Below are 26933 nucleotides of genomic sequence, written 5' to 3'. Positions count from 1 at the left end.
TGTCTCAGTTTGCCTTAGAGCATACCCTCTTTTATAATGTCATGATCCCTCAGCACTTTCTCTATAACCGTTCCCTGAATTTTCTTCAGTATCGGCTTCTTAAGCTTATTTAATGGTCCAAGGTTTATCTCAAGAGGTGACTTGCCGTCCATAAGCTTCACGCTGCTGTCAAGCAGCTCCCTTATATCATAAACGCTGCCCCATACCTCAGGCACACCTCTGTCTACTCCTAAGAGTCCATATACGGCCTCCATGGCAGTTCTTACGGAATATTCTGTGGTAAATACTGTATCACGAGGTGTATCTGCAAATTGTCCGAGGAATGCGAAGTTAGTACATCCATCAGGTATTACATCCGGCCTGTCCCCCTTGGCTCTTGGCATGAAGAATGCTGTGATATAAGGCATCATTGTAGGGACACATACTGCACTGTTCGTTGCAAGCTCCTCGATCTGCTCCTCCGGTACTCCAAGATGGTACAACCACTCCTCTGTGATCTCCTTACCTGTACAATCCTTCATAGGCTTCTTGATATAATCTCCCGGAACATCTGTGAAGAGACCATAAACCCATACACAGACCTTATCCTTGTCCTGCTTCTTGAACTGTCCCTGTCTGTTTATCGTCCAGCTAAGAAGCCAGCTTGAATCCTGACAGCTTACTATACCACCGGTAACAACCTTGCCTGTTCTCGGATCACGCTTACAGATGTCTATTATATATGGAATGATCTTGTCATCCAGTGTTGTAACTGTTGCCGACTCCCAGTTGGTCTTTGAAACGTCTGAACAGAACTTCTCAGGGTGTCCAAATGAAGGATCCTGGGCGGCAATATTCTTCCACAGACTCCAACATCCACTGGTTCTTACCTCTGCGTCACCATTTGGTGCATGGTTCTGATCTCCGTAGATAGTACCCTCTGTACAGCTTCCGTTGGTAACAAATACCAGATCATTCTCTGTAAGGGATATACCCTTCTCAACGCCATTCACCTTACACTCTATGGTCTTGGCGATCTTCTTGCCATCTTTAATATCAAAGATAACATTTGTCACCTCTGTATTATACTGGAAGGTCACCCCGGCAGCCTCAAGATACTTCACCATAGGAAGGATCAGTGACTCGTATTGATTATACTTGGTGAACTTAAGAGCCGAGAAATCAGGAAGTCCTGCAATATGATGTATGAACCTTTGGAAATAAAGCTTCATCTCAAGGGCACTGTGCCAGTTCTCAAATGCGAACATTGTCCTCCAGTACAGCCAGAAGGTAGAATTGAACACCTCTTCGTCAAATACATCCTCTATGGTCTTGTCGTAAAGATCCTCATCCTTTGTCATGAACAGCTTCATGATCTCCATACAGCCCTTCTGGCTCAGGTTAAACTTTCCGTCTGTGTGGGCGTCCTCACCACGATTGACCGTTGCCCTGCACAGTGAGTAGTTAGGATCTTCCTTGTTCAGCCAGTAGTATTCATCAAGCACTGAAACTCCCGGAGTCTCTATTGATGGTATGCTTCTGAAGAGATCCCACAGACATTCGAAATGGTTCTCCATCTCACGTCCGCCTCTCATGATATATCCTCTTGTAGGATCAAATATTCCATCACATGCACCACCGGCTATATCCATTGCCTCAAGGATATGGATATGTGATCCCGGCATTTGACCATCACGGACAAGGAAACAAGCTGCTGCAAGGGAAGCAAGTCCGCTTCCTACGATATATGCATGTTTGTCATCCACGCCCTCAGGCTTTCTCGGTCTTGCAAACGCCTCGTAGTTACCGTTGGTGTAATATATTCCTTTGCTGTTCTTCTCATGCTTTCCAAATTCTGTATTTCTGTATTCCTTCTTTTGGGCTGCCTGCTTTTCCTTCTGTTCCTTAACCTTCTTCTGGTTCTTTGCCGCAAGTGCTGTTACACCTACTCCTGCTGCAGCAACTGCTGCTATCTTTAATCCTAAATTTTTCTTTGCCATAATGATCTGCCCCTTTCGTTTATTTTTATCATACTCATATATTATCTTGCCCAATTTTATTTGTATATTTACAGAAAAAGCGGAATGATAAAATTTTTATCATTCCGCCTGTTTTGTAAAGTTTCTATATGCAATCTTTTCTTGTAAAGATATTATATTATGATCTTTCTGCAGATCCTGACCCGTTAAATATTTCTGTAAGATCTTCTTTTACTGTTCCTCAAAGTTCCTTATGGAATTTGCTATATTTCCACGGAGAGTCTTGCTAAGCTGTTCAACAATACGCTGATAATCCTCCTTCATACCCCTGTCTATCCAGTTTAGCATGATCCCAACAAAGCCGTATTTATAGAAGTCCGCAATAAACTGTTTGCCCTCCTCAGGAATATTATCGCCCACACACTTCTCCTCAACTACATCGGCAATAAGCTGATATGACAGCTTATACAGATAATTCTCAATCTTCTCCTTGCTGACAGAATGGTAGATGTTCATGATAAATGGCTTATTCTCAATAACTGCCTCAAATACCTGGCTCATGCCCTCCTGCCATGTATCATAGGTCTTCTTGTCCTTTAATGCCTGCTTGCCATCCTCTATGCACACCCACTCAGCCAGATCATATATATCCTGAAAATGGTAATAAAATGCCATTCTGCTTATACCGCAATCCTCTGTGATATCCGCTATGGTTATCTTGTCAAAGGGCTTTTCCTTAAGGAGCTTTTTAAGAGAATTCTCAAGAGCCTTCTTGGTCATATTGGCCATTTTATCACCTCCATTTATTGGCACAGCTCACAAAGTAATGACCTGCGTTCTCTTTTTTATGTGTCGTTTGACACGATCAATGTCTCTGCCTACACTTTATTTTATCTTAAAAAGCTGTATTTACGCAACCTTCTTCTAAGTCTCTTTCTCTTTTTGCCATCCCCGAAATAGCCGCTAAGCTTCTCAACCATAAGCGTAAGATATCTGAACAATGACTCCGCTGCGAATGCAAATACCACCATAAGCAGGAAACAGATATTGGACAATGACTCTATGGCAAATAACTTTCCCAGGAATATTCCGCAGAACAGAAGTCCCACCACATTTATCGCCAATATGCCGTACCTGAACTTGTTAAACGGATGGCTCAGCTTGATTATGATCATAAATCCCACAACCGCAAGAAGCATGGTACAGGCTGTGGCAATATCTTCGCCCGGCAGTGAGAATACCTTACCGCATATAACCAGTGCCCCCACCGAAAGAACATCCGTAAGTCCCGCCGGAAGTGCCCGGAGCATGACATTCACCATGAAATTGCCCTCGATACGGTTTTTGTTAGGCTCAAGAGCCAGCAGAAAACCAGGGAAACCTATGGTAAACATGCTTATCAGAGATATCTGTGCCGGTTCAAGTGGATATGTAATTGCAAATATTGCTGAGAATATAGCCATACACAATGAGAAGATGTTCTTCACAAGGAAAAGGCTGGCAGACCTCTGGATATTATTTACCACCTGTCTTCCCTCAAATACCACATAAGGCATACGTCCAAAATCCGAATCAAGAAGCACCGTCTGGGCTGCCTGAGTTGCCGCCTCACTGCCCGACGCCATGGCGATACTGCAATCTGCATCCTTCATGGCAAGGATATCATTTACACCGTCTCCTGTCATGGCAACCGTATGCTTCTTTCTCTGAAGTGCCCTGACTATAAGCTGCTTCTGTTTCGGAGTAACTCGTCCGAACACTGTGTACTTGTCCACAGCCTCACTTATGTCGTCCTGAGACTCCAGGGTGGAAGCGTCCACATAGGTCTCCGCTCCGTCTATGCCGGCTCTTCTTGCCACCTCAGAAACAGTGGCAGGATTATCTCCCGATATAACCTTAATGGCAACACCCTGCTCCTTGAAATACCTGAAGGTGCTCACTGCATTTTCCCTGATAGGGTTTGAAAGCACAATATAACCCACAGGCGTAACAGCTTTATCGAAATTTTTATTGACAACTTTATCAGTGTTTTTCTTTTCTTGTTTTGCAGAATTTCTCTCTGCCAGAAGGAGGACTCTGTAGCCCTTTTTCTGGTATGTCTCGATCTCCTCCGATATGCTGTCATATTCATCCTTCATGACAAATTCCGGTGCACCCAGCATGTAGTCTCCCTCAAGGAAGGAAACCTTGCTGTATTTATTTGCCGAGGTGAATGGCTCTGTGGCAACCACAGTCCTGCCGCTCTTATCTATCTTATTTTCCTTTATATAATCCCTGATGGCCTCCATGGTGGCGTTATTGTCTGCAATAACCGCAGAATAATCCGCAAGCAGCCTTCCAAAGGTATCCACGTTCATCTTGTCATCTGAGCATCTTCCGCTGATCACCAGCTCCGTCACCTGCATACCTGACTCTGTTATGGTTCCGGTCTTATCAACGCACAGTACATCAACTCTCGCAAGAGTCTCAATACTCTTCATGTCGTGGAGGAGCACCTGCTTCTTGGCAAGCCTTATGGTACTCAGTGCTAATGCAACAGTAGTGAGAAGGTATAATCCCTCCGGTATCATTCCAAGTACTGCCGCAACCATTGACACCACGCTCTTGGCAAATGTCTCGTGGTTCACCCAATACGCCTGCCAGAACAATATGACACCCACTGGGATTATGATTATTCCTACCCATTTTACCAGCTTGTTGATGTACCTTATCATCTCCGACTGCTCACCGTCTCCCATTGCCTTCGCCTGGGCAGTAAGCTTTGATATGTAGGATTCATTTCCAACCTTGTCAAGTCTGGCATAGCACTGTCCCGAAACCACAAAGCTTCCTGACATGAGCTTGTCTCCCTGCTCCTTTTTTATCTCATCAGACTCACCGGTAAGAAGTGATTCATTTACAGATATGCTGCCGCCTATAACTGTAGCGTCGGCACAGATCTGGTTTCCGGCACTTAGTATCACCACATCATCTTTAACCAGTGCTTCGGAATCTATACGGCTCTGCTTACCCGCTCTCACCACAACCGAATGCGGGGCGTTAAGCATGTTCATCTTATCAAGAGTCTTCTTCGCCCGAAGCTCCTGATATATTCCGATAACCGTATTTCCTATGATTATTGGCAGAAACGTCAGATTTCTGTAAGAGCTCACTATACAAAGAAGCACCGCCAGTATGAGGAATATCAGGTTGAAATATGTAAATACATTTGACTTGATGATCTGCCCCACTGTTTTCTCTGTTGTTATATCTGTATGATTGGTAAGCCCTGCCTCCGTCCGTTCACGAACCTCCGCTATGGTAAGCCCCGCGGGGGCAGACTGCATATCTATATTATCCAAATTAAACACCTCTTCTTTCGTAATCCACATGCAGACTTTATATGGAATATTACCACACACCCTGCAAATTTTTTATGCGAATAACATTAATTTTTTTATCCGAACATCATACCTGCCTTTCATTATAGATGCATTTGGCTGACATATTCAAGGCAATAAAAAGACATTTCACAATTCTTTTATAAAGCTTTAGGTTTTCTTAAGGTATTTGCCGCAATATGTTTACATTTTTCGTTTATGGCAAATATTGGCACAAATATAATATTTTAATGAAAAATATTATTATTACTTGAATAGTGTCCGGTTTTGTTTTAAAATACACATATGATTAATAATTACTTTACAAGGAGGACACTAGTATGGCATTCGTTATTGGCGATTCATGTATCGGCTGCGGTTCATGCGCAGGTTCATGTCCGGTAGGCGCTATCTCAGAGAATGGTGGAGTATTCGTTATAGATGGTTCACAGTGCATCTCATGTGGTGCTTGTGCAGGTTCATGCCCAGTAGGCACAATCTCAGAGGAGTAATATTGGCATATCAAGTTAATATACTTACAGACAAAAAAAGAAGTGCATTCGCACTTCTTTTTTGTTCCTCTATCTTCATCAATACTGCACATATGTGTACAATATATTATTTCCAAGGCTCATCTTAGACTCATAAGCCTTTCTGCTTACCTTAACCTCATCATTTATGACAGGATCATAATATCTTATGGATTCTTCATTGTAGCTTACCACAAGAACATATCTTCCGTCATCGATCCTACTGATTACCGGTATGCCGTCACTGACGTATCCTACAAGAAGCTTAAGGCTGAGTCCTGTAATATCTACGCCTGAGGATTTGCCCAGGCTTGTAAGAGCCTCCACCGGATCGGTATAATCAGCCAGTTCATCATAGGTAATGTCAACTCCCTGATAATTAAGTACCATGTACAGGCAATCCTGAAGGGACGCTGCAACGGAACCTGAGCTATAATGGAATATTGCCGACGCAATGGTATTGTATTCCTTGGCATCAGACTGTCTGTATATGATGGACCCGTCATTTTCGACTACTATTCCACTGTTATCTATAGCATAATTGATGGCGTCTCCAGCCACATCAAATTCTCCTGATACACCTGAACCTGTGAATACCGTGTACAAGGATTTATTCTCAAACTGGGTATTCATATAGATTCCATCGTCATTCTTCTTGTTCTTGGTAATAAGAAGCTTCGGTACATACGACAGGTAAATATTTGCCGGTGGTGTGAAATACATCTTGTCAATGCCCTCTGTGGAAGTCTTTAGTACCGTTGAAACAAACTGCTTAAGTTCATCATTCTTATAGGTAATGAAATCGTCATCATACTGCACGAACTCGCTGCCGATCTTCTGGGCACGGATAAGGTATATAAGATCTGTCTCGATCAGGACATTTGCAATGTAATAGCCCTTGTTGTAATCCTTAAGTTGCCTGCCGTCCCTGTCCACAATGGTTATGGACTTTGATGGTATGCTCTTTCTTGCGGCATAGTCAAGAGCGGCACTGTCAAATGAGGAGACCTTGACGGTATATGAGCTGTCAGATGCATCGCAGGTTCCGTAGATGAAATCCGTGTCCTTAAAACCATAGCCTATGAGACACTCACCGCTTCCCGCATTCTCGGTAACAGTTGTCTCCGTGTCCAGTCTTGCAACATTTATCATGTCGTTGTCCACCTGGTTATCGGAACCGCAGTATGCAATAACGCTCATATCATCCGACACATACACCTTGTCCATGGAAATCCCCGACACATATGTTGACGCCTTCTTGTCATTTACATCTATACAGTTCACCTGGTCACCCAGCATATAGTAAAATCTCTGTCCATTAAAATAAGTGAGCCTTGAGGTCTGAAGCTTCATGGAGCTATATGGAACATTTGTCTCTACAAATATCAGCTCACTGAGTTCCTGCTCTGCTGCCATATATTTGTAAAGAGCAACTCCCAGCTTACCCTCATGCTTTCCACGGTTCATATATCCGTACACTGAGAAATACATATTGCCGTCATCATCAAGGGATATGATATTTATATCATGGTTATCATAGGTATTTCTGTTGTTCTCCACATCATCAAGCCAGAAGCCGAATACATGGGTGATCTGGTTCTCCCTGTAATTGTAGTACCACAGCTGCTGATTTCTGACAAATGCTACCTTCCTGCTCTTGTCACTGGACTTGTATTTCACCTTACCTGAAGACACAACTCCGATCTCATAGAGATTGTTCTTGGCATCCACGTCCGCCCTGTCGAATATCTCATCCACATATCTGTCGAAATTAAGCATGGTGATCTCGCCGTCAGCATAGCTTAAGGTGTAATCCTCCTCAACAGAATAATAGTTGTGGCTGTCACCTACTACATCCGCTATGGTGTACTTAAACTGCACCACTGCGTAATTATTTGAAATTTCCTTGATAGTCGGATAAATGGTGGATACCTTTGTAGGATCCAGGCCATACCAGGTGAGCTGTGAGTATGATGAAGCAAGGGTGGAATGGGCAAACGATCCCTCATCCAGCTTCTTGTTCTTGTTCCTTGACTTGTAATATGCCGAGTAGGTATTTATCACCGAGTCATCCTCGTAAGCTGTGAAGTCAAAGCTTGCGTCGTTGAAATCTCTGGCTGCATGGAGCATGGCATCCACATGGTAATCTGTGCCAAGGACTATTCTCGTATAGTATCTGGCGTAATTCTCATCATCAGCCATTGCCTTGACAATGAGCATATACTCCACATCTGCCTTAAGGTCCATCCTGATATCTATCTGAATATCATTGAAGCCTCTCTCGTCAGTCTGATACTCCAGATCTCCATTCTCCACAAGGGAGCTTCCGTCAAGGGTTCTTACCTCATAGGAGTACTTCTTCGCATATCCTGTATCATCCTGGACTACAAGTTTTATCTGCTTATTCTCATCTATAGGAGTGATGGAATCCCTGAGAAGTGTTGTATCCACATCACAGGTATATCCATGCATGACATTTATGTTCTGATCTCCGTAATTTATATATATTAATGGCAGTGTTGAATCTTCCATCTCAATGGCAAGATTGCTGTATGCCCTGTTTTCGTATTTATTTACAAAGAACATAGTTATAACCACCACCACGATCATAACTATTGCCTTAATAATTATATTCTTAATCGTATTCAATTAGTAAAACCTTCTTCTCCTGTTTCTATATCTTTCACGTCTGCAATAAAATTCGTTACACAAAAGTGCCTCTATTATCTGTCTTAAAGGACAGTCAACACAGCCTCTGCGTCTTCTTACATACGGGGGATCATTGTGCTCCGGATATCTTGGATAACCACCCGGATACCCCGGATTTCTGCCATGGTGCCATGAGGCAGATGCCTCCATATCGTAATCGGGACCGGACGCCATATCGACAGAAACATCTGTACCGGAATCCGCCATGCTCTCAGACTGTGACATTTCTCCATCTGAGTATGCCCAATCGTCATCATCTACATCAAGCTTATTGTAGATGTCCCTGGCTATGCCCCGCACCACTTCCCTGTCAGGATACTCAGCGAACATCGGACTTCCCTCATACTCCAGCTTGTCACATTCGTCCTCGATATATCCGTTTATCTCACTTATCCTCTGGGGATACAGCTCCTTAAGGTACTTTCTGTCCCTTTCATTTTCAAGGAGTCCGTCATCAATCCCCGCCGGAAGCAGAAGTCCCGACAGCCCCTGTCTCATCTTATATATATTTCCACTATTTATCAAGTCCTTAATCTCACTGTTTTGGGATTCAAAGGACAAATACTTAAATTCTTCGCTCATACAAATCTCCCTATCTGCACCTTTATTATCTATATATGCAAATAGGGAGATCCATGTGAAATATTCTTATACTACTTATCTCCAAATGAAATGCCTAAGGTTCTTGCCTCTGCAATTATATCATCATCCGGTGAAACGTACTTTAACTTGCCTGCTGATTCTGAAAGAGGAATGGCTGTAACCTGATTGCCCTTGTATACAACAAGCTTGCCATAATCCTTCTCCTTGATGAGCTGTGCAGCCTTTGCACCAAATCTTGAAGAGATGACTCTGTCGTAAGCGTCCGGGCTTCCACCTCTCTGGGTATGTCCCGGGATTGCTATTCTGATATCCTGATCTGTAAATGCCTTGAGCTTGTCCGCCAACTCGTAAGCAACAGATGGATAAGGTGAATTAGCTACAGCTTCCTTACGCTTCTTCTTAGGCAGTTCTGCAACCTCCTTGGATATTGCTCCCTCTGCCACTGCAAGGATAGTGAAGCCCTTCTTATTCTTTGTTCTCTTGTCTATGGCCTCATATACCTTCTCGATATCGTAAGGTATCTCAGGAATAAGGATAACATCAGCACCACCTGCAATACCTGCGTGAAGAGTGATCCAGCCTACCTTATGTCCCATAACCTCTACTATGAATATTCTGTTATGAGATGCTGCGGTTGTGTGGATACAGTCAATGGTCTGGGTTGCCACATCTACTGCACTCTGGAAACCAAATGTCATATCTGTTCCCCACAGATCATTGTCTATGGTCTTCGGAAGACCGATGACATTAAGACCTTCCTCGCTTAAAAGATTAGCTGTCTTCTGGGAACCATTTCCACCAAGGACACAGAGACAGTCAAGCTTAAGCTTCTTGTAGGTAGCCTTCATTGCCTTTACCTTATCAATACCGTCCTCTGTAGGCTCCCCCATTAATTTGAATGGCTGTCTTGAGCTTCCAAGGATAGTGCCACCCTTTGTGATGATACCTGAGAAATCCACCGGCTTCATCTTGATGTAGTTCTCTCTCATGAGACCCTTGTAGCCCTCAAGGAAACCATAGATCTCTACCTCGTCAAATAACTCATAAAGTCCTTTGGCAACACCCCTCATAGTTGCATTAAGTGCCTGACAATCTCCGCCACTTGTTAAAAATCCAACTCTTAACATTCAAAACACCTCTTTCTCTCTTTTTATTCTATAGATATACTCTTCCTTCAAGTGCCCGGAGTAAAGTAACCTCATCTATACATTCCAGATCTCCACCTACAGGAACACCGCTGGCTATACGACTTACCTTAATGCCTGCCGGCTTCACCAATTTGGATATGTACATGGCGGTTGCCTCCCCTTCCGGACCTGAACCCGTAGCTATGATCAGCTCATCAACATCCCCCTGCAGTCTCTTCATGAGTTCTGCAATCTTTATGTCTCCTGGGCCGATACCAAGGGCAGGGTTGATAACTCCGTGAAGCACATGATATATACCATCATACTGTCCTGTCCTTTCATATGCCGCCATATCCCTCGGCGTCTCCACCACCATTATTATCCTGTGGTTTCTTCCCGGTGCTCTGCATATAGGACACAGGTCGCTGTCTGTTATGGTATAACAGCAGGAACAGTATTTTATCTTCTTCTTGGCATTGACTATGGCTGACGCCAGAGCCTCCGCCCTCTCCTCCGGCATACTTATAATATGAAATGCCAGTCTCTGGGCAGTCTTGGATCCAACTCCCGGCAGATGTGAAAGCTCTGATATAAGCTTATTTACTTCTCCACCATATATATTCATTAGAAAGGTAATCCTCCCAGTCCTACGCCGCCTGAAATCTTAGCCATGCTGTCATTGTAATCCTTATCCTGCTGTCTCAGTGCTTCATTTACCGCTGAGATAACCAGATCCTCAAGAGTCTCAACATCATCAGGATCAACAGCCTCAGGATCGATCTTGATCTCAAGAAGCTCCTTTCTTCCTGAAACCTTAGCTGTTACAACTCCGCCACCTACCGATGACTCATAAACCTTATCCTCAAGCTCCTTTGTGGTCTCCTCCATCTGCTTCTGCATTCTCTGGGCCTGCTTCATAAGATTGTTCATATTTCCAGGCATCATACCTGCGCCAAATCCGCCTCTCTTAGCCATTTGTTCTAATTCCTCCTTGAAAATTCCTTAATATTTATTTTATTGGTATCAGGCATAGATCACCATAAATGTATCTGTGCATGAGCTGACACCATATCAAGCCATGTCAGACCATATCCATACTCCGGATATGTCTATATCTGTATTAAATTATGTCTATATCAAAATTGATCTTGCCAAGATCGTTCTCCTCGGTCTCTCTTCTTGTCTCCGGATTATCATCCACCACCACAAACTCCACCGGAAATGTACGACCTGTGATCTCCGCTATCCTCTCCTTAAACGCCTTCACCTTATCCTTGTCTGTGAAGTATCTGATAGCCGATCTGTATTCATCCTTCTTGAAAAATGTGATCCTTAAGCCCTTATTGTCCGAGGTAAGTCCCACAGTTCCCTGTCTCAGGAAATCCGCAGTGAGTCTTCCCTGCTTATCAAGGACCATATCCCACAGATCTATTATCTGCTTAAGATCATATCTGTCAGCCTCTGGCAGGTTGTTTATCCTGTCCACAAGCTTTTCCTTTCCCGAAGTCCCGGTTCCGGTACCTGATGTTCCGGCTGTGCCATGGGCATCCACTCCATTTCCTCCTGCCGGAGCAACTGCTACGCTACCGCTCTTCAATGCCTCTGCCAGATCTGCCGGAAGCACCGCTCCTGATTCCACCTTCTTCTCAAGGATCCTCAGTCTGTCTATAAGAGCGTCGTAATTTGTCTCCATCTCAGGCTTACACAGCTTTATGACAGCAAGCTCTAAAACAACCCTTTTCTGGGTGGCATTCTTAATATTTGCCGATGCCCCCGCAAATATATTGATATACCTTATAAGTGTCTGCTCATCTATCTGCTCTGCCAGCTCTTCTACTCTTGCAATGTTCTCTGCGGTCATGTCTAACTTCTTATCGCCATCCACAGAAACCTTTATGAGCAGTACATTTCTCAAAAACCATGTAAAATCACTGACAAATCTTGACAGCTCCCTGCCCTGCCATACAGTCTCATCAACTATATCAAGGGCTGCCGATACGTCAAGATCGATTATGGATCGGAGCAGCTTGGCAAATATATCTATATCCACTGCACCTACAGTCTCAAGCACCTTGTCATAAGTAAGTTTCTGTCCCAGATTAAAGGATATACACTGATCCAGGATACTGAGACCATCTCGCATGGAGCCGTCCGCTGCCTTAGCAATGTAATCCACGGCTTTTCTGTCAGCCTCTATGTTCTCCCTTGACAGCAGATCCATGAGTCTGTCTGAAATGGTATCAACGGAAATCCTTCTGAAATCATATTTCTGACAACGGGATGAAATAGTTATAGGTATCTTGTGGGCTTCTGTTGTAGCAAGAATGAATATTACATATGATGGCGGCTCCTCAAGAGTCTTAAGCAATGCATTGAAGGCTCCTATAGAAAGCATATGCACCTCATCGATAATATAAACCTTGTACTTTCCCTCTGTCGGAGGATACTGCACCTCTTCCTTTATCTGTCTGATATTATCAACGCCGTTGTTGGACGCTGCATCTATCTCTATGACATTCATAGCTGTTCCTGCGGCTATTGCCTTACAGCTTGCACACTCATTACAAGGACTTCCGTCCACAGGGTGCTCACAGTTCACTGCCTTGGCATACAGCTTGGCTATGGTAGTCTTACCTGTACCTCTGGTTCCGCAAAACAAATATGCATGGCCTATCCTGTCATTGACTATCTGGTTCTTGAGAGTCCTTACAATATGATCCTGACCCTTTACCTCGTCAAATTCTCCAGGTCTCCATTTTCTGTACAATGCCATGTACGACATATCTATCTTCCTCCAAACATTACATAAATGTCATTGCCCCTCACTGTATAATCTGCAACGGCACTACTCCAATTATACTTTAAATGTCGGTTCTAATCAATGAAATCCCATTAATTTCCTTGTATTATTGTGCTTTTTACTTTATAATCCAACATGGGAATTTATTTATCACAAAAATGTTAGGTTCGTTGACATTAGAGACTAATATTTTTCCTGTTTTAAGACATTTTCCAACAAAAAAATACAGGAGGAGAGAAAAAATGTTAGAAAATATCAACACAGTTCTCGGAAAGATCAATGATTTTGTCTGGGGTGTACCGCTTATAGTATTGATCCTTGCAGCCGGTATCTTCCTTACAATCCGTCTTAAGGGAATTCAGGTTACAAAGCTTGGCAAGGGCTTCAAGCTCATGTTCGCCAAGGTGGAGCAGGATGGTCACGGAGAGATCAGCAGCTTTGGTGCTTTATGTACAGCCCTTTCTGCAACCATCGGAACAGGTAATATCGTAGGTGTTGCCACCGCTATTGTTACAGGTGGGCCGGGAGCCCTTTTCTGGATGTGGATCGCAGCACTCTTCGGAACAGCAACAAAGTTCTCAGAGTGTATGCTGGCTGTAAAGTACAGAACTATTGCTGAAGACGGTCATGTTGTAGGTGGTCCTTTCTACTATATTGAAAATGGTATGGGTAAGAACTGGAAATGGCTTGCGAAGATATTTGCCTTCTTCGGAGTATGTGTAGGTCTCTTCAGTATCGGTACATTCACCCAGGTAAATGGTATCTCAAGTGCCGTTAAGAACTTCTTTGATCCGGACACAAAACATGTGGCTTTCAAATTATTTGGCATTGAGTATTCATGGACTATCGTTATCTCAGGTATCATCCTTACCATATGTGTAGGTCTTGTTATCATCGGTGGACTTAAGAGAATTACAAATGTTGCCCAGGTTGTAGTTCCTTTCATGGCTATCCTCTATGTTATAACTGCATTACTTGTAATAATATTCAATATCGATAAGGTACCGGGAGCTTTCAAAGAAATCATCGAAGGTGCATTCGGTCTTAAGGCTGCTGCCGGCGGTACTCTTGGTGCCATCATAGTTGCCATGCAGAAGGGTATTGCCCGTGGTATCTTCTCAAATGAGGCTGGTCTCGGTAGTGCTCCTATAGCTGCTGCCGCAGCAAAGTCAAATGAACCTGTTGAGCAGGGTCTTGTATCAATGCTCGGTACATTCATCGACACTATCGTTATATGTACTCTTACGGGTCTTACTATTGTTATCGCCGGATCATGGAATATAGGTCTTGAGGGTGTTGCCGTTACTACACATGCATTCCAGACATGTCTTCCATTCCCATCAGTTGTTGCTTCATTATTACTTATGGTATGTCTTGTATTCTTCGCATTCACAACTATGCTTGGTTGGGATTATTACAGTGAGAAGTGTCTTGAGTACCTTACAAATGGTAAGATGAAGGTTGTTAAGTTTTATCGTTGGTTATACATTGCATGTATCTTCATCGGACCTTACATGACTGTTAAGGCTGTATGGACTATCGCTGATATCTTCAATGGTCTTATGGCTCTGCCAAATATCATTGCACTGTTTGCGTTAAATGGTGTTGTTGTGGCTGAGGTTAAGAGCTATGTTGACAGGAAGAAGCAGGGACAGTTTTTGAAGAATTAAGCAATCCGGATATTGGAACTTTATTGGTTTCCCGGAAGTTCATTGGATAAATTTACGGATGATTAAGTAGGCACATGATATACATATAAAACCTGTTTGCGCCTTCTACTCGGTTTACTCGTCTATTAGTCAGCAGTCGCCCAAACTCGCGTATTTACATACGCTCAGACATGGGCTTTGTGCTGACAACCAGAGTAAACCTCGTAACGAAGTGCTCACAATGGTTTTAATGTATATCATTGTGTCTTATTTTTTCCAAGAAATTTTTGATCATAGTAATTTAGATAACTATAGTTTGAAAATCAATTTAATTGTCAGATATATAATACTATTCAGAATTAACAGCCATATTTTGTCTGCCTTTAAAATTCTTTCAAAAAAGATTAAACCGTCTTCAGTCCTTTATTTATAATGGGTGAAGGCGGTTTTTATCAACTCGTTCTGTCCTATAGCTCAGTTAGATTTATTTTTTTGAAAATATGGTTCTTAGCTTTGGTTGATCTACGTAGTCGTGGATAAGCAGGTCGCAGAGGCAGGTATTTTTTAAGAGGTTCTCGTCAGAGTCTCCGTATATGCCTACTATGAAGGCTGCTCCTGCGGCGGCAGCGGCTTTTACTCCGGATGGTCCGTCTTCTATTACCATTGTTTCTTCCGGTGCTGCACCAATTCTTTCCATGGCTCTTATATACATATCCGGTGCCGGTTTTGCTGCCATGGTTCCATCGTCATAGGCTGCCTTTAACTTATCAAACCAGCGGTCAAGCTTAAACTGTTCAAAGTAAAAGTCAAGATTTGTAAGGTTGGAGCCTGTAGCGATATTTATGTTTATGCCTTTTTCTTTTATATAGTCCAGATATTCTTCAAGTCCGTCCACCAGCTTGAAATTCTCGGTATCCTTTACATACAGGTCACGATATGCTGCTTCCTTTTCCTCTGTCAGCTCAAGTATACGCTCATCGGAAAGCGTACCCTTACCCATGAGATATTCCAGGATATCCCTGTTGGTATGCCCCAGTACATGGTGCTGAAACTCTTCTGTTGTAAGTATCCTGCCTGCCAGCTTATCTGAGTATTCCTTCCATGCTATTTCGTGATATTTTCCGTCAAATATCATAGTTCCATTCAAGTCAAATATAATGTTCTTTATCATCTGTGCATTTCCTTTTTGTGTTATTTTCCTGTTACATGTATACGATGATCGGTATTAACACCGCAACAAATATAATCCCAAGAACCAGAGTAACTATGTTGCCCTTTCTGTTATTTGCATCAAGAAATTCCTCCGGATTTAATGGATTGATCATTATGGGATAATAATTTCCCACCTGATAATCGTTCATGTTTGTATACACATTATTCCGGACAGTGTATTCCCTTCCATTATAGTAGACGCTGTAGACAGGCATATGCACCCGCTTTGTCCTCCGTCCTTTTCCGCCCTGAGTCCAACGGGTCTCCACGCTGATACATTTAGCCTGGACTTCCACTGTGCACACACGCTTAAGATGTCTTATTTCTGAGGTAGCACTGATTATCATTAAAACTCCTGTCACCGGGAATATTCCTGCCAACAGGTAAGGAGCCGCCTCGTAGATCATTTGTGCAGCATTTTGCATATCTATGTACATGATCACGCCACATATGATAAGTGCAATGCCCACCAATGGAAACAGCAGGATGATCGCCGGAAATGGGCGTTTCTTTATACTGCCCACAACTCCCATAATTCCAAACACAAGGAAATATTGTCCTATCAGTGCCAGCATAAGTCCTGTTCCGCCATCAAGCTTTGAACATACCATCATGCCAAAGAGCGAACCCATAAACCATACAATGAACACAATGCTTATTATTATTTTCGCTACAGTTGTCCCATTTTCATTCTTCCCCATAATGTCACCCCTATTTCTAATACTCTATCCCTTTTCTTGCCTGTATCCCCCGGTCAAATGGATGTCGCAGCTTCTTCATTTCTGTTATGTAGTCTGCATTTTCAAGAATAAACCTGTCAGGTTCCCTGCCTGTAAGTACAAGCTCTATCCGGGACAGGCTTTCTTCTCCGCTATCACCGCTTCTTCCGTTATATAACGCCTTCATTTTCCCAACCAGATCCTTAAACAGACTTACATCAATAAGCCCCCAGTTTAATGGATAGGTTATCTCATCAAGAACCACCATCAGCCCGGCAGCCCCACTGCCGTTCGTTGATATGTTTCCTGTATTATTTAAGCCGTCAAGTCTACGGATTATATTCCTGATAATTTCATTATGTATCTCCGTGATCTCTTCCTTGTCCCGGTCGGTCATGGCGTTGAAAAAAGGAAATTCTCTTTCACATCTGTAGATCTCCACCTGAGGAAGTTCTTTCAATATCGCAAGCTCCCCTGACTCCCCACCTTTCATAAACTGGCAGAATATAACCCTGTAGCCGGAACCGGCAGCCCGAACCGCCTGTCCCACAGCCGCTGTGGTCTTTCCCTTACCGTCACCTGTGTATAACTGTATCATCGTCACTAACTCTCCTTACAAAATGCAATTCACACCAATCTTCTCCACCAAAATTTTGCTACATATTACTTAAAGGCTCACACACCACAAAATTATTTGCGTTTCAGAAATGCTCCTATACCTGCTGCAAATGACAGCACAGCAATTATTATACATGCGATCTTAGTAAACATATGACTTTCTGACCATCCGTCTATTACGATCAGTATCCACAATATTCCCTGAACTATCTGCACTGTTCCTGCGATGACCTTATTGTCTTTGTTCCTTCTCCTCAGGATCAGCAGGATCACATAGGCAACTAAAGCAGCCGCCAATAAAATCATTATCATTGCAATCTTCCTCCGTATTATTTATAGATTTATTTGACACTTTCATTTTTAAATATCTGCCTGATACCATAGGAGCCACCCGGCATACCATTATTTTTTGGCAAACTGCTTATCCTCGATATACCGCTGAGCTTTGATATATCATGCTGCCTGTTCGAACCGGAAGCCTCCCGGAACATACAGTTGACATTCCCACAATTTGTACATATACGGCACGCGTCTGCCTTCTGTTCCTGATCTGACACCGGAAGCAGGAACAGCACGCTCTTAAGTGGCTTTAACATCATTTCATCATTTATCAAAACGCCTGTACCGGTGAAGTTCTCCATAAGCCTTGCCATCATATCTACAGGATAGGTGTCTCCAAGGAAGTCAAGCTTTGTGCCCCATTTGCAGTATTTTGTCTGGATATGTTTAACCAGTTGTTCATAGCTCCGGGTCATAAATTCAAGCCCTATGCAGTCCAGCATGTATGCCTCCAGGAGGCAGTTGTTCTCTGCATAGAGGTCAACCAGTTTGTCAAAGGCTGTCCCCAATGTCACAAGACATACAGCGTATTCATCATATGTGATTTCGGTGTCTGCCTTTTTCCATACATAATAACAGGCCGAGGAAACCAGGGGCAGGGATATATCACATAAGCTTGCAACCTTACCTGTATTTTCCCCTCCAAAATGATATTTCCTGATTATTTTATTTGTAAATTCCTTGTCTGTCTTTAACTGAGGTATGAACTTCTCCATAGTAAGCTCCTTTCACCTGTATGTGATACGGGCATTTTCCTTCGTGATCCGGTCAGGAAATGATCCATCGTATTCCCATCGCCATACGCTCCACCACATTTGCAAAATGTCCTCCGTCATTCCATTCAAATATAACATTGCCCACATTTATATCACTCCGCAGCTTCTCGTACTCTGCCTCCGTGATCTCCCCAACTCTCTTCATAAGGTGATTGGCAGTTTTCGGCTCCTTCTTCCCAAGGCTTAAATACACATCTACCTTCTGGTTCAATTCTGTCTGCTGCAGATATTCCTCAACCCCCGGATACCACAGGGAACCGGAACAGCTCACTGCTCCGTCAAACAATCCGCTTTCATATAGTGCCCAAAGGGAAAATAATCCTGCCAGGGAATACCCGGCAATATATAGCTGCCTGTGATTTGGAAAGTGATGCTTTATCTCCGGAAGTATCTTCTCCCGGATATCGTCCAGTAATTCTCTCCCTTTTCCTGCAAATTTCCTGTCCTTCATACCCGCGTCAGCACTCCATGGAGTGAGCCAGCTATCCCAATCCTTCACAAGAAGCTCGCAGAAATCAAACTTCACATCTGACATGCGGCACACCTGCCTGTAAACATTCTGTGCTTCATCCGACAGACAGGTGTTTGAAATATACAACACAACCTGGGCTGCGTCTTCATTTGTCAATATATTCAATCTATAGTCTGCTTCACAAAACATATGCTCCCCCTGCATTATATCAACGACTTGTCTTTTCAAATTCTACTTTCAGATTATATTTTTAGTATACAATCCTATGAAAAACTGAATACATTCAAGCCGATTTCCTCGTCATAAATCCTGTCGACGGTTCCTTCTATCACGTCTATTACCATCTCACAAACTGCACTTACAATGGCTTTGTTCAGGTGACCGCCAAACACCTCCCCCTTGTCAATCCTCGCCACTATTTTATTTGCAAATCTTCTGTATTCCATTCCATGTTCCTCCTGATCATCTTTTTATAGCCATTGTCAGCTTTGGTATTACTTGCTTTGCTCTTGGTTATATCATCCTGTGTCGTCCTCAATTATGTTTATTTTCCCCTAAAATCCCACCTGCGTCAACAGGTCTTGATCTTATTTTTTATAATTGTCATCTAGACTGCCAGCTCGATGAACAAAAAAGAGAAGCGACCTCTTCAAGAGACCGCTTCCCTTTCATTTATATTATTGCTTTAATGTAACTTCATCAGCTTATTTAAGGTATTACTTCACAACACCATTAACTATCTTATAGTTCTTTTTGCCAATCTTAATTGTACCTGTGAATTTATTTGCCCATGAACCGGTCTTCACATAATACTGAGTTTTACTTGAACCATCTGCCTTCTTGGCAATACATGTATCCTTGGTATACGCTCCGTTCTTCACATAATACCAGGTTGCACCTGAACCATCTGCCTTCTTGGCAATACCTGTAGCCTTTGTGAACACTCCATTCTTTACATAGAACCAGGTTGCACTTGAACCGTCTGCCTTCTTAGTAATACCGTTAGTTCTGGTGAGCACGCCATTCTTCACATAGTACCAGTTTCCTGTGCCATCTACCTTCTTGGCAATACCACTTGCCTTGGTGTATACTCCATTCTTCACATAGTACCAGTTTCCTTTACCATCCACCCTCTTGGTAATACCACTTGCCTTGGTGTATACTCCATTCTTTACATAGTACCAGTTTGACTTACCATCAATAACTCCCTTAACTACACCTGTGTAATTTGAAACTATCTTCTGATCCTTATAGAAGCCCCACTTGCCATTTACCTTGGCAAATCCATCAGCAATGTCTCCACATACACATACGCCATCCTTGTAATCATGTTCTACTGTAATTGTTATTTCTATTCCTGTAACAATTTCATACTTATCTGTATCTGCCGGTGTGTACTTAAGTGTCACCTTGCTTATACCAGGTGCAAGCTCAAGTCCTGGCTCCTCAAAGCTAAAGCCCTCCGGAAGAGTAATATCAGCAAGGGTCTGTCCGCAATGTATAGTCTGGTTTTCCGGAACCTCATACTCCGGAATTTCCTTTTCAGCCTTTACTTCCTCAAGAGAAATATCATCAATGCATACTACATGCTGATCTGTGATCTCTCTGTCAACCTTACCTAAACAGATACTTAAAAATGCGGCAGGATCTGTATCTTCATTCATTGTAAATACATCTTCAATCTCTGTATACTCACTTGTAAGTGATATTACATTGTCATTTGAGTATACTGGCCATCCAAGCTTTTCTCCGCCCTGCATTACTACACGGATATCACGGTCAACAGATGACTTGGCCTTTAACTTAAGTCTGTATGTCTTACCTGCTTCAAGTTTAACATCTTCCTGCTTAACCTGAATCTTCCAATCTGCATCACCGGTCTTATCGATTGTAAGACTCAGTGCATTATCTTCCTTTATGCTATCTACAACATGGCTTGCCTTGGCTGATGAATCAATATAGATTGTATATCCTGTTTCGCCATCGTTAAATGAGCCATTCTTGATCATGGCATTCTCTACCATCTTTACATTGTCAAGATAATATGTACCTGCAGCATCGAATGTGAATGACACAGACTTGTCACTGAATTCTGTTGTTGGTGGTATCTCAAATCTATAAGTCTTCTTATCACCCTTAACAACCTCTGCTTCACACTCTACACCGGCAATAACGGCCTTTACTGTAGTATCTGTATCCGCCTCAAGGTCAAAGCTGAAGAGATATGGAGTTCCTTCATTAAATGTCATGTCGTCCTGTGAAAGGAACACATACTCAGAAGCCGCCTCAGGAATTACCGCCTTAAATCTTCTGCCATCCTTATAATCTGTTACACTTACACTTGAACCTTCTGACTTGGCTATATCCCAATATCCTAAATGTCCTGTTCCTTCCTGGAAACCACCATTATAGACATAGTTACCATTTGCAAGGACTGTCTTCTCTTCCTTCTCATTAGGATCAGGATCAGCAATCTTCTCAATACGCACGTTCTTAAGCTTGATCTGTGCATTTGAACCTGCCGCTCCAATATTATACTCAAGACGTCCATTTGCATCTGAATCAGACTTCATCTTAAATTCATACTCATAATGATTATACTCTGTATCAAGAGCAACCTCTGCACCGGTTCCGTTCATGTAATTAATATATCCGTGATCAGGTGCCTTTATATCAACATGCATTGTTCTGGCTTCTGCTGCGCATGCATCAAATGAAACTTTGTATGTTGCGCCCTTAAGTAATGGCACACCAGCCTGCACAAGCTGTACACTGTAATCAACAGTTCCCTCATTTGTTGTATCAATGTTAATCTCATTGCCAGAAATTGTTGCTGCTGCCTCACCACCAAGCGCAGTAAGGAACTTCCAGTCTGTATCATCTGTAAGATCTTCTTCCACTGAAAAATCCCCATTATTAACATAGTTTCCTGTCACATCCGGATCACGAAGTTCCACATTATTCTCCGGCTTCTGCACATTCTCATCATAGCTGTCCTTCTGATAAACCTTCACATAATCAATCACATATGGATTATTATCAAAGTTTGTTGTGTCATCAGGATTTCCAACCCAGCTTCCACCTACTGCAAGATTTAAGATAATATAAAAAGGCTGATCAAATGGTGCAGGATATGTAAGTGTTCCCTGGCCAACTGTTGTTGAATGCCAGTTGCTTTCTGTATGGTATAATTTGCCATCCACATACCAGTTTATCTTTCCCGGAAGCCATTCACATGCAAATGTATGGAACTCGTCTGCAAATGAAGCACCATCTGTTATCTCATACGTTCCCTGGCTTTCAGCATGAGGATTACCATAGTGGATAGTTCCGTATAATTTATCAGGATCCTGTCCCATGACCTCCATACAGTCAATCTCGCCACATCTTGGCCACTGACCATACACATTCTCATCATTTGCCATAAGCCAGAATGCAGGAAGATATCCCTTACCTGCAGGAACCTTTGCCCTGCACTCAAAGAGACCATAAGTAAATGTCTGCTTATTCTGGGTGCTTATACGACCTGATGTATAATTCACCACATCTTCGCCTTCACCATCATCTGACAGATCTGTAAATGTAATATCTGTAATTGTAATATCAGAAGCAGGTGTTTCAACATCAGCAATCTTTCCTAATGAAAAGTAAACAGTTGCTGTATCATCGTCTGCCTCCATTGTAAATTCATACTCAACCGGAGTTACTACATTTGCCTCAAGTACAGGATCCGCTCCGCCATACCATGTATAGGCTGCGCTCTGTACTCCTGACTTTATCTGCCTTGCTGCTGTGGATGTCACATTATATGCAACCTTGTATGTATGTCCTTCTTTAAGATTTAAATTATCCTGCTTTAACTGCACATGCCAATCTTCATCACCCGGATCTGTGATTGTATACTTTATTCCATTGTCAACAACTGTGCTCGATGCAACCGTATGATAAGGATCACCCCAGTCTGCTATTGTCTCCACCCAGTCATCTTTTCCTGACGAGAAATCAGCATTCTTAACGATTGCAGCCGCCTCGCTGCTATGTTCTACCGTCTTAACCGGATTAATGTTAAGGTAGCCATCCTTTACCTGTAATACCTCATCATTATCCACATATGCCTGAAGTTCTGAATTAACCCATCCCTTCTCATGTGTTTCAACATTCCACACATCTCTGTTTAATTCTGTTCCATCAAATTCGTCACCCCAGACTTCCTTATAGCCCTCATAACTAAGGTCTGTTGACGGATCTACCACGTCTTCGCTGTTAACTGTTGTTACAGGATCATTGTCGATGATTCCTGTTGCATGGGTAGTTCCTAATGGCATTGCAGTTATAACCAGACCCGCAGCCAGGAATAATGCAAGATACTTTTTTCCTTTTACCATACTTTTTCTCCTCTCTTATAATACATAATTCCGCCCATTAATAAATTGTTATTTATGAGCATGTTCTTAACCCTATGTATCATTTATATCAGATAAAAAATTAATATTATGGCAAAAGATTGATTTTTTTATGGCATTTTTTACCTATTTGTGCTAATTTACTTTATATCGTCTTTTCTTCTTTATGTTTTGTGCACTTTGCACACAAAAGAAGTCACTTTTTCCCTTCTTTGCCCATCTCAATTTCTCTCAAGTGCATCGACTGATACTTTTTGGGCGTAACTCCCATGTACTTATGGAACATCTCTGTGAAATAACTCTGATCAGAAAACGCCAGTATTGAAGCTATCTCTGTCGAAGTGTATTCCGAATATATCAGCATGTTCCCAGCCGTTTCAATCTTTGTCCTCATTATATACTCACTGATAGTACTGCCTGTTTCCTTTTTAAACAATCGTGAAAGGTATGATGGATTTAAATCTACATAATCTGCTAATTCACCAAGGGATATCTTACAATGAAGGTGATCTGCAATATAATCTACGCATCTGGCAACCGGTCGGGATGTTATCTTCTTATTTCTGAGCTTCTTCATTCTCTGGGCATAATCAATACAGGCACTGGTATGAAGAGTGTCTATTTCAGCTATATTTTTCGCTTTGTCTGCCTTCATGATATAAAAATCACTCACGGAAAATGCCGTTGATATATCAAGTCCCCCATCTATGCAATATCTTGCCAGCATAGCAACGGTTATAACAAAATGATATTTGAGATTTTGGAGGGGATTTTCAGATAGCTTTCCAAGTCCTTTCTTGTCTGCAAATGAGACACCACATAGTTCTTTTGTTTTTTCTATGTTGCCGGACTTTATCACCGAATAAAATTCCAATTCCGGATTATATGGTGCCCTTAAGATATTTTCTTCTCTTCTCGTGTATTCCTGATATACGAACTCTTTTTTCAGCATATTTCTCCTCCCATACAATCACTGAATAAAATTCCGGTTTCCCAAATAATGACATGCTTTCCTTTTTAATGTTTCATTTTTAATCCTATATCTATTTTTGCTTAAAATCCCACCCACGTCAACAGGTCTTGGTCTTATTTCTGCAAATAATTGACACCTGTCACATTGTGAAATATTATTTATACATGATGGATACTGCAGCACAGGCAAGGTGCCATGGAATACGCTGTAACCCATGCGTATAAAGATCATATGGAACTTATAAAAAGGAATGGACAGCACATGAAATCACAGAAATTATTATCATATACAAGAAGAGCTATTGATGATTACAACATGATAGAAGAAGGAGACACCATCGCCGTGGGAATCTCCGGCGGAAAGGACAGCCTTACCCTGCTGTACGCGTTGGCGAAGCTTCAGAAATTCTATCCGAAGAGTTTCTCTCTTTATGCTATAACCGTAGACCTTGGTTTCAAGGATTTTGATACTTCAGGGCTTGAAAGATACTGCAACAGGCTTGAGGTTCCGTATTTTGTGGAGCATACTCAGATCGGTGAGATCGTATTCGACCACCGGAAGGAACCTAATCCATGCTCACTGTGTTCAAGAATGAGAAAGGGTGCCTTTAACCAGGCTGCTATTAGACTCGGTTGCAATAAAATAGCCTACGCACACCATAAGGATGATGTGGTAGACAGCTTCTTAATGTCACTGTTATATGAAGGGCGAGTACATACATTTTCCCCCGTGACCTTCCTTGAGAAATCACAGATCACGCTGATACGTCCTCTCATCTACGCTTACGAAGGGGAAGTCAGATCATTTGCACTGAAAAATGAATTACCTGTATGTAAAAATCCATGTCCTGCCGACGGAGTGACCAAGCGTCAGGAAAGCAAGGACATAATAGACCAGCTCCGGGCAACAGTGCCGGAGATCAAGGAACGTATCTTCTCCGCCATAGAAGGTGCGGATATTGATGGATGGACCAGACATTAGTCCACAGCAGCAGAAAAACCAGCCCGGAAACACCGCAGGCTGCCACAGTTTTGAGCTTCCCATGTAACCATATATACCGGTTTTAAGCAAAAAAATAGCGGAAAACTCATAAATTTTCCACTATTTTCTTTTTTATTTTATTTTTTGTTATATATAAGCCGTTTCAAATAAATCTACGCCTATATCAGACCAGTCTTTATTGGGGAAGCTTCACATGTTTACATTTCTTTCACACCATTATTCTTCTTATTCCCCACAAATATTACGGCGAACACTCCCATCAGGAACAGAGCAGCCACACCCATCCAGAATGCCAGCACTTTTGTACCCTTAGGGGCAAACAAATCATAGTAACCCTTAATATATACAACCACAATAAGGAGCGGCACTATATACGTCATATACCACTTAAGTCCCCGCGGAAATCTAACACCTTCCCCGGTATTGACCTCGTTCATGAAGTTATCATATCCCCATCCATTCTTCCTTACACAGAACAGAATGGCAATAAGCGATCCCAGCGGAAGCAGATTATATGAAACAAGGAAATCCTCAAGATCCATTATGGTACTTCCGTCACCCAAAGGCTTTATTCCTGAAAGCACATTGTATCCAAGGATCGCCGGCATTGAAAGGACTGCCACGCCTATCATGTTCACGGCAACAGCTTTCTTTCTCTCCCAGTCCCTTGCATCAATAGTCATCTTAACTATATTCTCAAATACCGCAATAACCGTTGATATAGCGGCAAATGTCATGAATACGAAGAAACATGTACCCCAGATTCTCCCTCCTGCCATATGGTTGAATACACTTGGCAGAGTTATGAAAAGAAGTGGTGGGCCTGCGTCCGGCTCGACATTATAAGCAAAACATGACGGAACAATAATAAGTCCCGCTGTTATGGCTACAAATGTATCTAACAGCGTTACACTTATGGCCTCTCCGGTAAGCCTTCTCTCCTTCAAAAGGTAGCTTCCGAATATCTCCATGGAACCGATGCCGACACTCAACGTGAAGAATGCATGGGTAAGTGCTGCAAATATAACATTTCCCATTCCTCTCTCGTGAAGCTTATTAAAGTCAGGAACCAGATAAAATTCAAGTCCCTTTGAGGCTCCGGGAAGTGTTACCGAACGGACTGCCATTACTATCATAAGAACTATCAGCAGAAGCATTATAACTTTGGTGATCTTCTCCACACCATTTTCAAGACCCAGTGCACATACACCAAATGCCAACACTATAACTAACAAGGTCCAGAATATCATAGTTCCCGGATTCCCCAGCATATGGTTAAATATTCCCTTAACTGTGTCCGTATCCGCACCTACAAACTCGCCCACGGCAGTCTTGTAGGCATAATACATCATCCAGCCTGCCACCATTGTGTAGAACATCATGAGAACATAATTGCCCACGAAGCTGGCTACACCGGATCTGTGCCAGTGAGTTCCCTCCGGTTCAAGATTTTTGTAAGCCTTCATAAGACTGTATCCGCTTCCACGTCCTACAGAATACTCACATATCAGTATGGGAAGTCCTATCAAAAAAAGACATATGAGGTATATAATGATAAATACCGCGCCACCGTTTTCACCACATATGTATGGGAACTTCCATACATTTCCAAGCCCTATGGCACATCCTGCAGAAACCAGGATAAAACCAAGTCTTGAACTAAACTGTTCATTTTTCATAAAAT

Annotated in this window: 21 protein-coding genes and 1 pseudogene; 3 read left to right on the top strand and 19 right to left on the bottom strand. The window is 42.5% G+C overall.

What is annotated here, in order from left to right; all coding sequences use genetic code 11:
* Positions 1 to 14: 14 nt before the first annotated feature.
* The 3 genes from DXB54_RS03235 to DXB54_RS03225 all read right to left on the bottom strand — a co-directional run bounded on the left by DXB54_RS03235 (position 15) and on the right by DXB54_RS03225 (position 5284).
* The gene (locus DXB54_RS03235) at positions 15 to 1979 is read right to left on the bottom strand and encodes an oleate hydratase (RefSeq protein ID WP_118694227.1); all 1965 of its coding nucleotides are present in this window, start codon (positions 1977 to 1979) and stop codon (positions 15 to 17) included.
* A gap of 210 nt (positions 1980 to 2189) precedes the next feature.
* A complete protein-coding gene (locus tag DXB54_RS03230) occupies positions 2190 to 2747 on the bottom strand; it encodes a TetR/AcrR family transcriptional regulator (protein ID WP_021938914.1) in 558 nt (185 codons plus the stop codon).
* A gap of 101 nt (positions 2748 to 2848) precedes the next feature.
* Positions 2849 to 5284 (bottom strand): cation-translocating P-type ATPase, encoded by a 2436-nt coding sequence (locus tag DXB54_RS03225; protein ID WP_021938915.1) that lies wholly within the window; start codon positions 5282 to 5284, stop codon positions 2849 to 2851.
* 374 nt (positions 5285 to 5658) lie between these two features.
* Between DXB54_RS03225 and DXB54_RS03220 the strand changes: the two genes are divergently transcribed.
* Positions 5659 to 5829 (top strand): DUF362 domain-containing protein, encoded by a 171-nt coding sequence (locus tag DXB54_RS03220; RefSeq protein ID WP_021938916.1) that lies wholly within the window; start codon positions 5659 to 5661, stop codon positions 5827 to 5829.
* 78 nt (positions 5830 to 5907) lie between these two features.
* On the opposite strand, the gene DXB54_RS03215 is transcribed toward DXB54_RS03220, so the two are convergent.
* The 6 genes from DXB54_RS03215 to dnaX form a co-directional block, all read right to left on the bottom strand.
* Complete coding sequence (locus tag DXB54_RS03215) at positions 5908 to 8496, bottom strand: hypothetical protein (protein ID WP_243104728.1); 2589 nt, start codon at positions 8494 to 8496, stop codon at positions 5908 to 5910.
* Positions 8497 to 9138 (bottom strand): hypothetical protein, encoded by a 642-nt coding sequence (locus DXB54_RS03210; protein WP_021938918.1) that lies wholly within the window; start codon positions 9136 to 9138, stop codon positions 8497 to 8499.
* Positions 9139 to 9209: 71 nt separating this feature from the next.
* A complete protein-coding gene (locus tag DXB54_RS03205) occupies positions 9210 to 10286 on the bottom strand; it encodes a 6-phosphofructokinase (RefSeq protein WP_021938919.1) in 1077 nt (358 codons plus the stop codon).
* Between the two features lie 28 nt (positions 10287 to 10314).
* Entirely contained in the window at positions 10315 to 10911 is a 597-nt protein-coding gene (gene recR, locus DXB54_RS03200) for a recombination mediator RecR (protein WP_021938920.1), read from the bottom strand.
* A complete protein-coding gene (locus tag DXB54_RS03195) occupies positions 10911 to 11261 on the bottom strand; it encodes a YbaB/EbfC family nucleoid-associated protein (RefSeq protein WP_021938921.1) in 351 nt (116 codons plus the stop codon). The genes recR and DXB54_RS03195 overlap by 1 nt, the downstream gene beginning before the upstream one ends.
* A 145-nt stretch (positions 11262 to 11406) precedes the next feature.
* On the bottom strand, positions 11407 to 13068 hold the full coding sequence (gene dnaX, locus DXB54_RS03190) for a DNA polymerase III subunit gamma/tau (RefSeq protein WP_021938922.1): 1662 nt from the start codon (positions 13066 to 13068) through the stop codon (positions 11407 to 11409).
* Between the two features lie 260 nt (positions 13069 to 13328).
* On the opposite strand from dnaX, the gene DXB54_RS03185 reads away from it, so the two are divergent.
* Entirely contained in the window at positions 13329 to 14756 is a 1428-nt protein-coding gene (locus tag DXB54_RS03185) for an alanine/glycine:cation symporter family protein (protein WP_021938923.1), read from the top strand.
* A 463-nt stretch (positions 14757 to 15219) separates the two neighbouring features.
* Here DXB54_RS03185 and DXB54_RS03180 read toward each other — a convergent pair whose 3' ends face one another.
* The 9 genes and pseudogenes from DXB54_RS03180 to DXB54_RS03140 all read right to left on the bottom strand — a co-directional run bounded on the left by DXB54_RS03180 (position 15220) and on the right by DXB54_RS03140 (position 24226).
* Complete coding sequence (locus DXB54_RS03180) at positions 15220 to 15906, bottom strand: HAD family hydrolase (RefSeq protein WP_021938924.1); 687 nt, start codon at positions 15904 to 15906, stop codon at positions 15220 to 15222.
* A gap of 31 nt (positions 15907 to 15937) precedes the next feature.
* On the bottom strand, positions 15938 to 16648 hold the full coding sequence (locus DXB54_RS03175) for a DUF3592 domain-containing protein (RefSeq protein WP_021938925.1): 711 nt from the start codon (positions 16646 to 16648) through the stop codon (positions 15938 to 15940).
* 16 nt (positions 16649 to 16664) lie between these two features.
* Entirely contained in the window at positions 16665 to 17264 is a 600-nt protein-coding gene (locus DXB54_RS03170) for a cob(I)yrinic acid a,c-diamide adenosyltransferase (protein ID WP_021938926.1), read from the bottom strand.
* Positions 17265 to 17356: 92 nt separating this feature from the next.
* Positions 17357 to 17596 (bottom strand): hypothetical protein, encoded by a 240-nt coding sequence (locus DXB54_RS03165; RefSeq protein ID WP_021938927.1) that lies wholly within the window; start codon positions 17594 to 17596, stop codon positions 17357 to 17359.
* Between the two features lie 29 nt (positions 17597 to 17625).
* Positions 17626 to 18339: a hypothetical protein gene (locus DXB54_RS03160; RefSeq protein WP_021938928.1), complete on the bottom strand. Its 714-nt coding sequence runs from the start codon at positions 18337 to 18339 to the stop codon at positions 17626 to 17628.
* Between the two features lie 52 nt (positions 18340 to 18391).
* Positions 18392 to 19060 (bottom strand): alpha/beta hydrolase-fold protein, encoded by a 669-nt coding sequence (locus tag DXB54_RS03155; protein ID WP_158578167.1) that lies wholly within the window; start codon positions 19058 to 19060, stop codon positions 18392 to 18394.
* A 74-nt stretch (positions 19061 to 19134) separates the two neighbouring features.
* A pseudogene (locus DXB54_RS03150) lies at positions 19135 to 19275 on the bottom strand (PPC domain-containing DNA-binding protein); the annotation flags it as partial.
* Between the two features lie 312 nt (positions 19276 to 19587).
* Entirely contained in the window at positions 19588 to 23256 is a 3669-nt protein-coding gene (locus DXB54_RS03145) for a carbohydrate binding domain-containing protein (protein ID WP_118694224.1), read from the bottom strand.
* Between the two features lie 214 nt (positions 23257 to 23470).
* Entirely contained in the window at positions 23471 to 24226 is a 756-nt protein-coding gene (locus DXB54_RS03140) for a helix-turn-helix domain-containing protein (protein WP_021938931.1), read from the bottom strand.
* Positions 24227 to 24508: 282 nt separating this feature from the next.
* Between DXB54_RS03140 and DXB54_RS03135 the strand changes: the two genes are divergently transcribed.
* Complete coding sequence (locus DXB54_RS03135; protein ID WP_118694496.1) at positions 24509 to 25228, top strand: tRNA lysidine(34) synthetase; 720 nt, start codon at positions 24509 to 24511, stop codon at positions 25226 to 25228.
* A 218-nt stretch (positions 25229 to 25446) separates the two neighbouring features.
* Here the strand turns inward: DXB54_RS03135 and DXB54_RS03130 are convergent, their stop codons facing one another.
* A complete protein-coding gene (locus DXB54_RS03130) occupies positions 25447 to 26928 on the bottom strand; it encodes a sodium-dependent transporter (RefSeq protein ID WP_118694223.1) in 1482 nt (493 codons plus the stop codon).
* Between the last annotated feature and the right edge of the window lie 5 nt (positions 26929 to 26933).

It is taken from the genome of Coprococcus sp. OM04-5BH, from assembly GCF_003482105.1.
GTDB lineage: Bacteria > Bacillota > Clostridia > Lachnospirales > Lachnospiraceae > Coprococcus.
The sequence above is the reverse complement of the archived record's forward strand: the minus strand, read 5'-3'. Positions and strand labels throughout refer to the sequence as shown.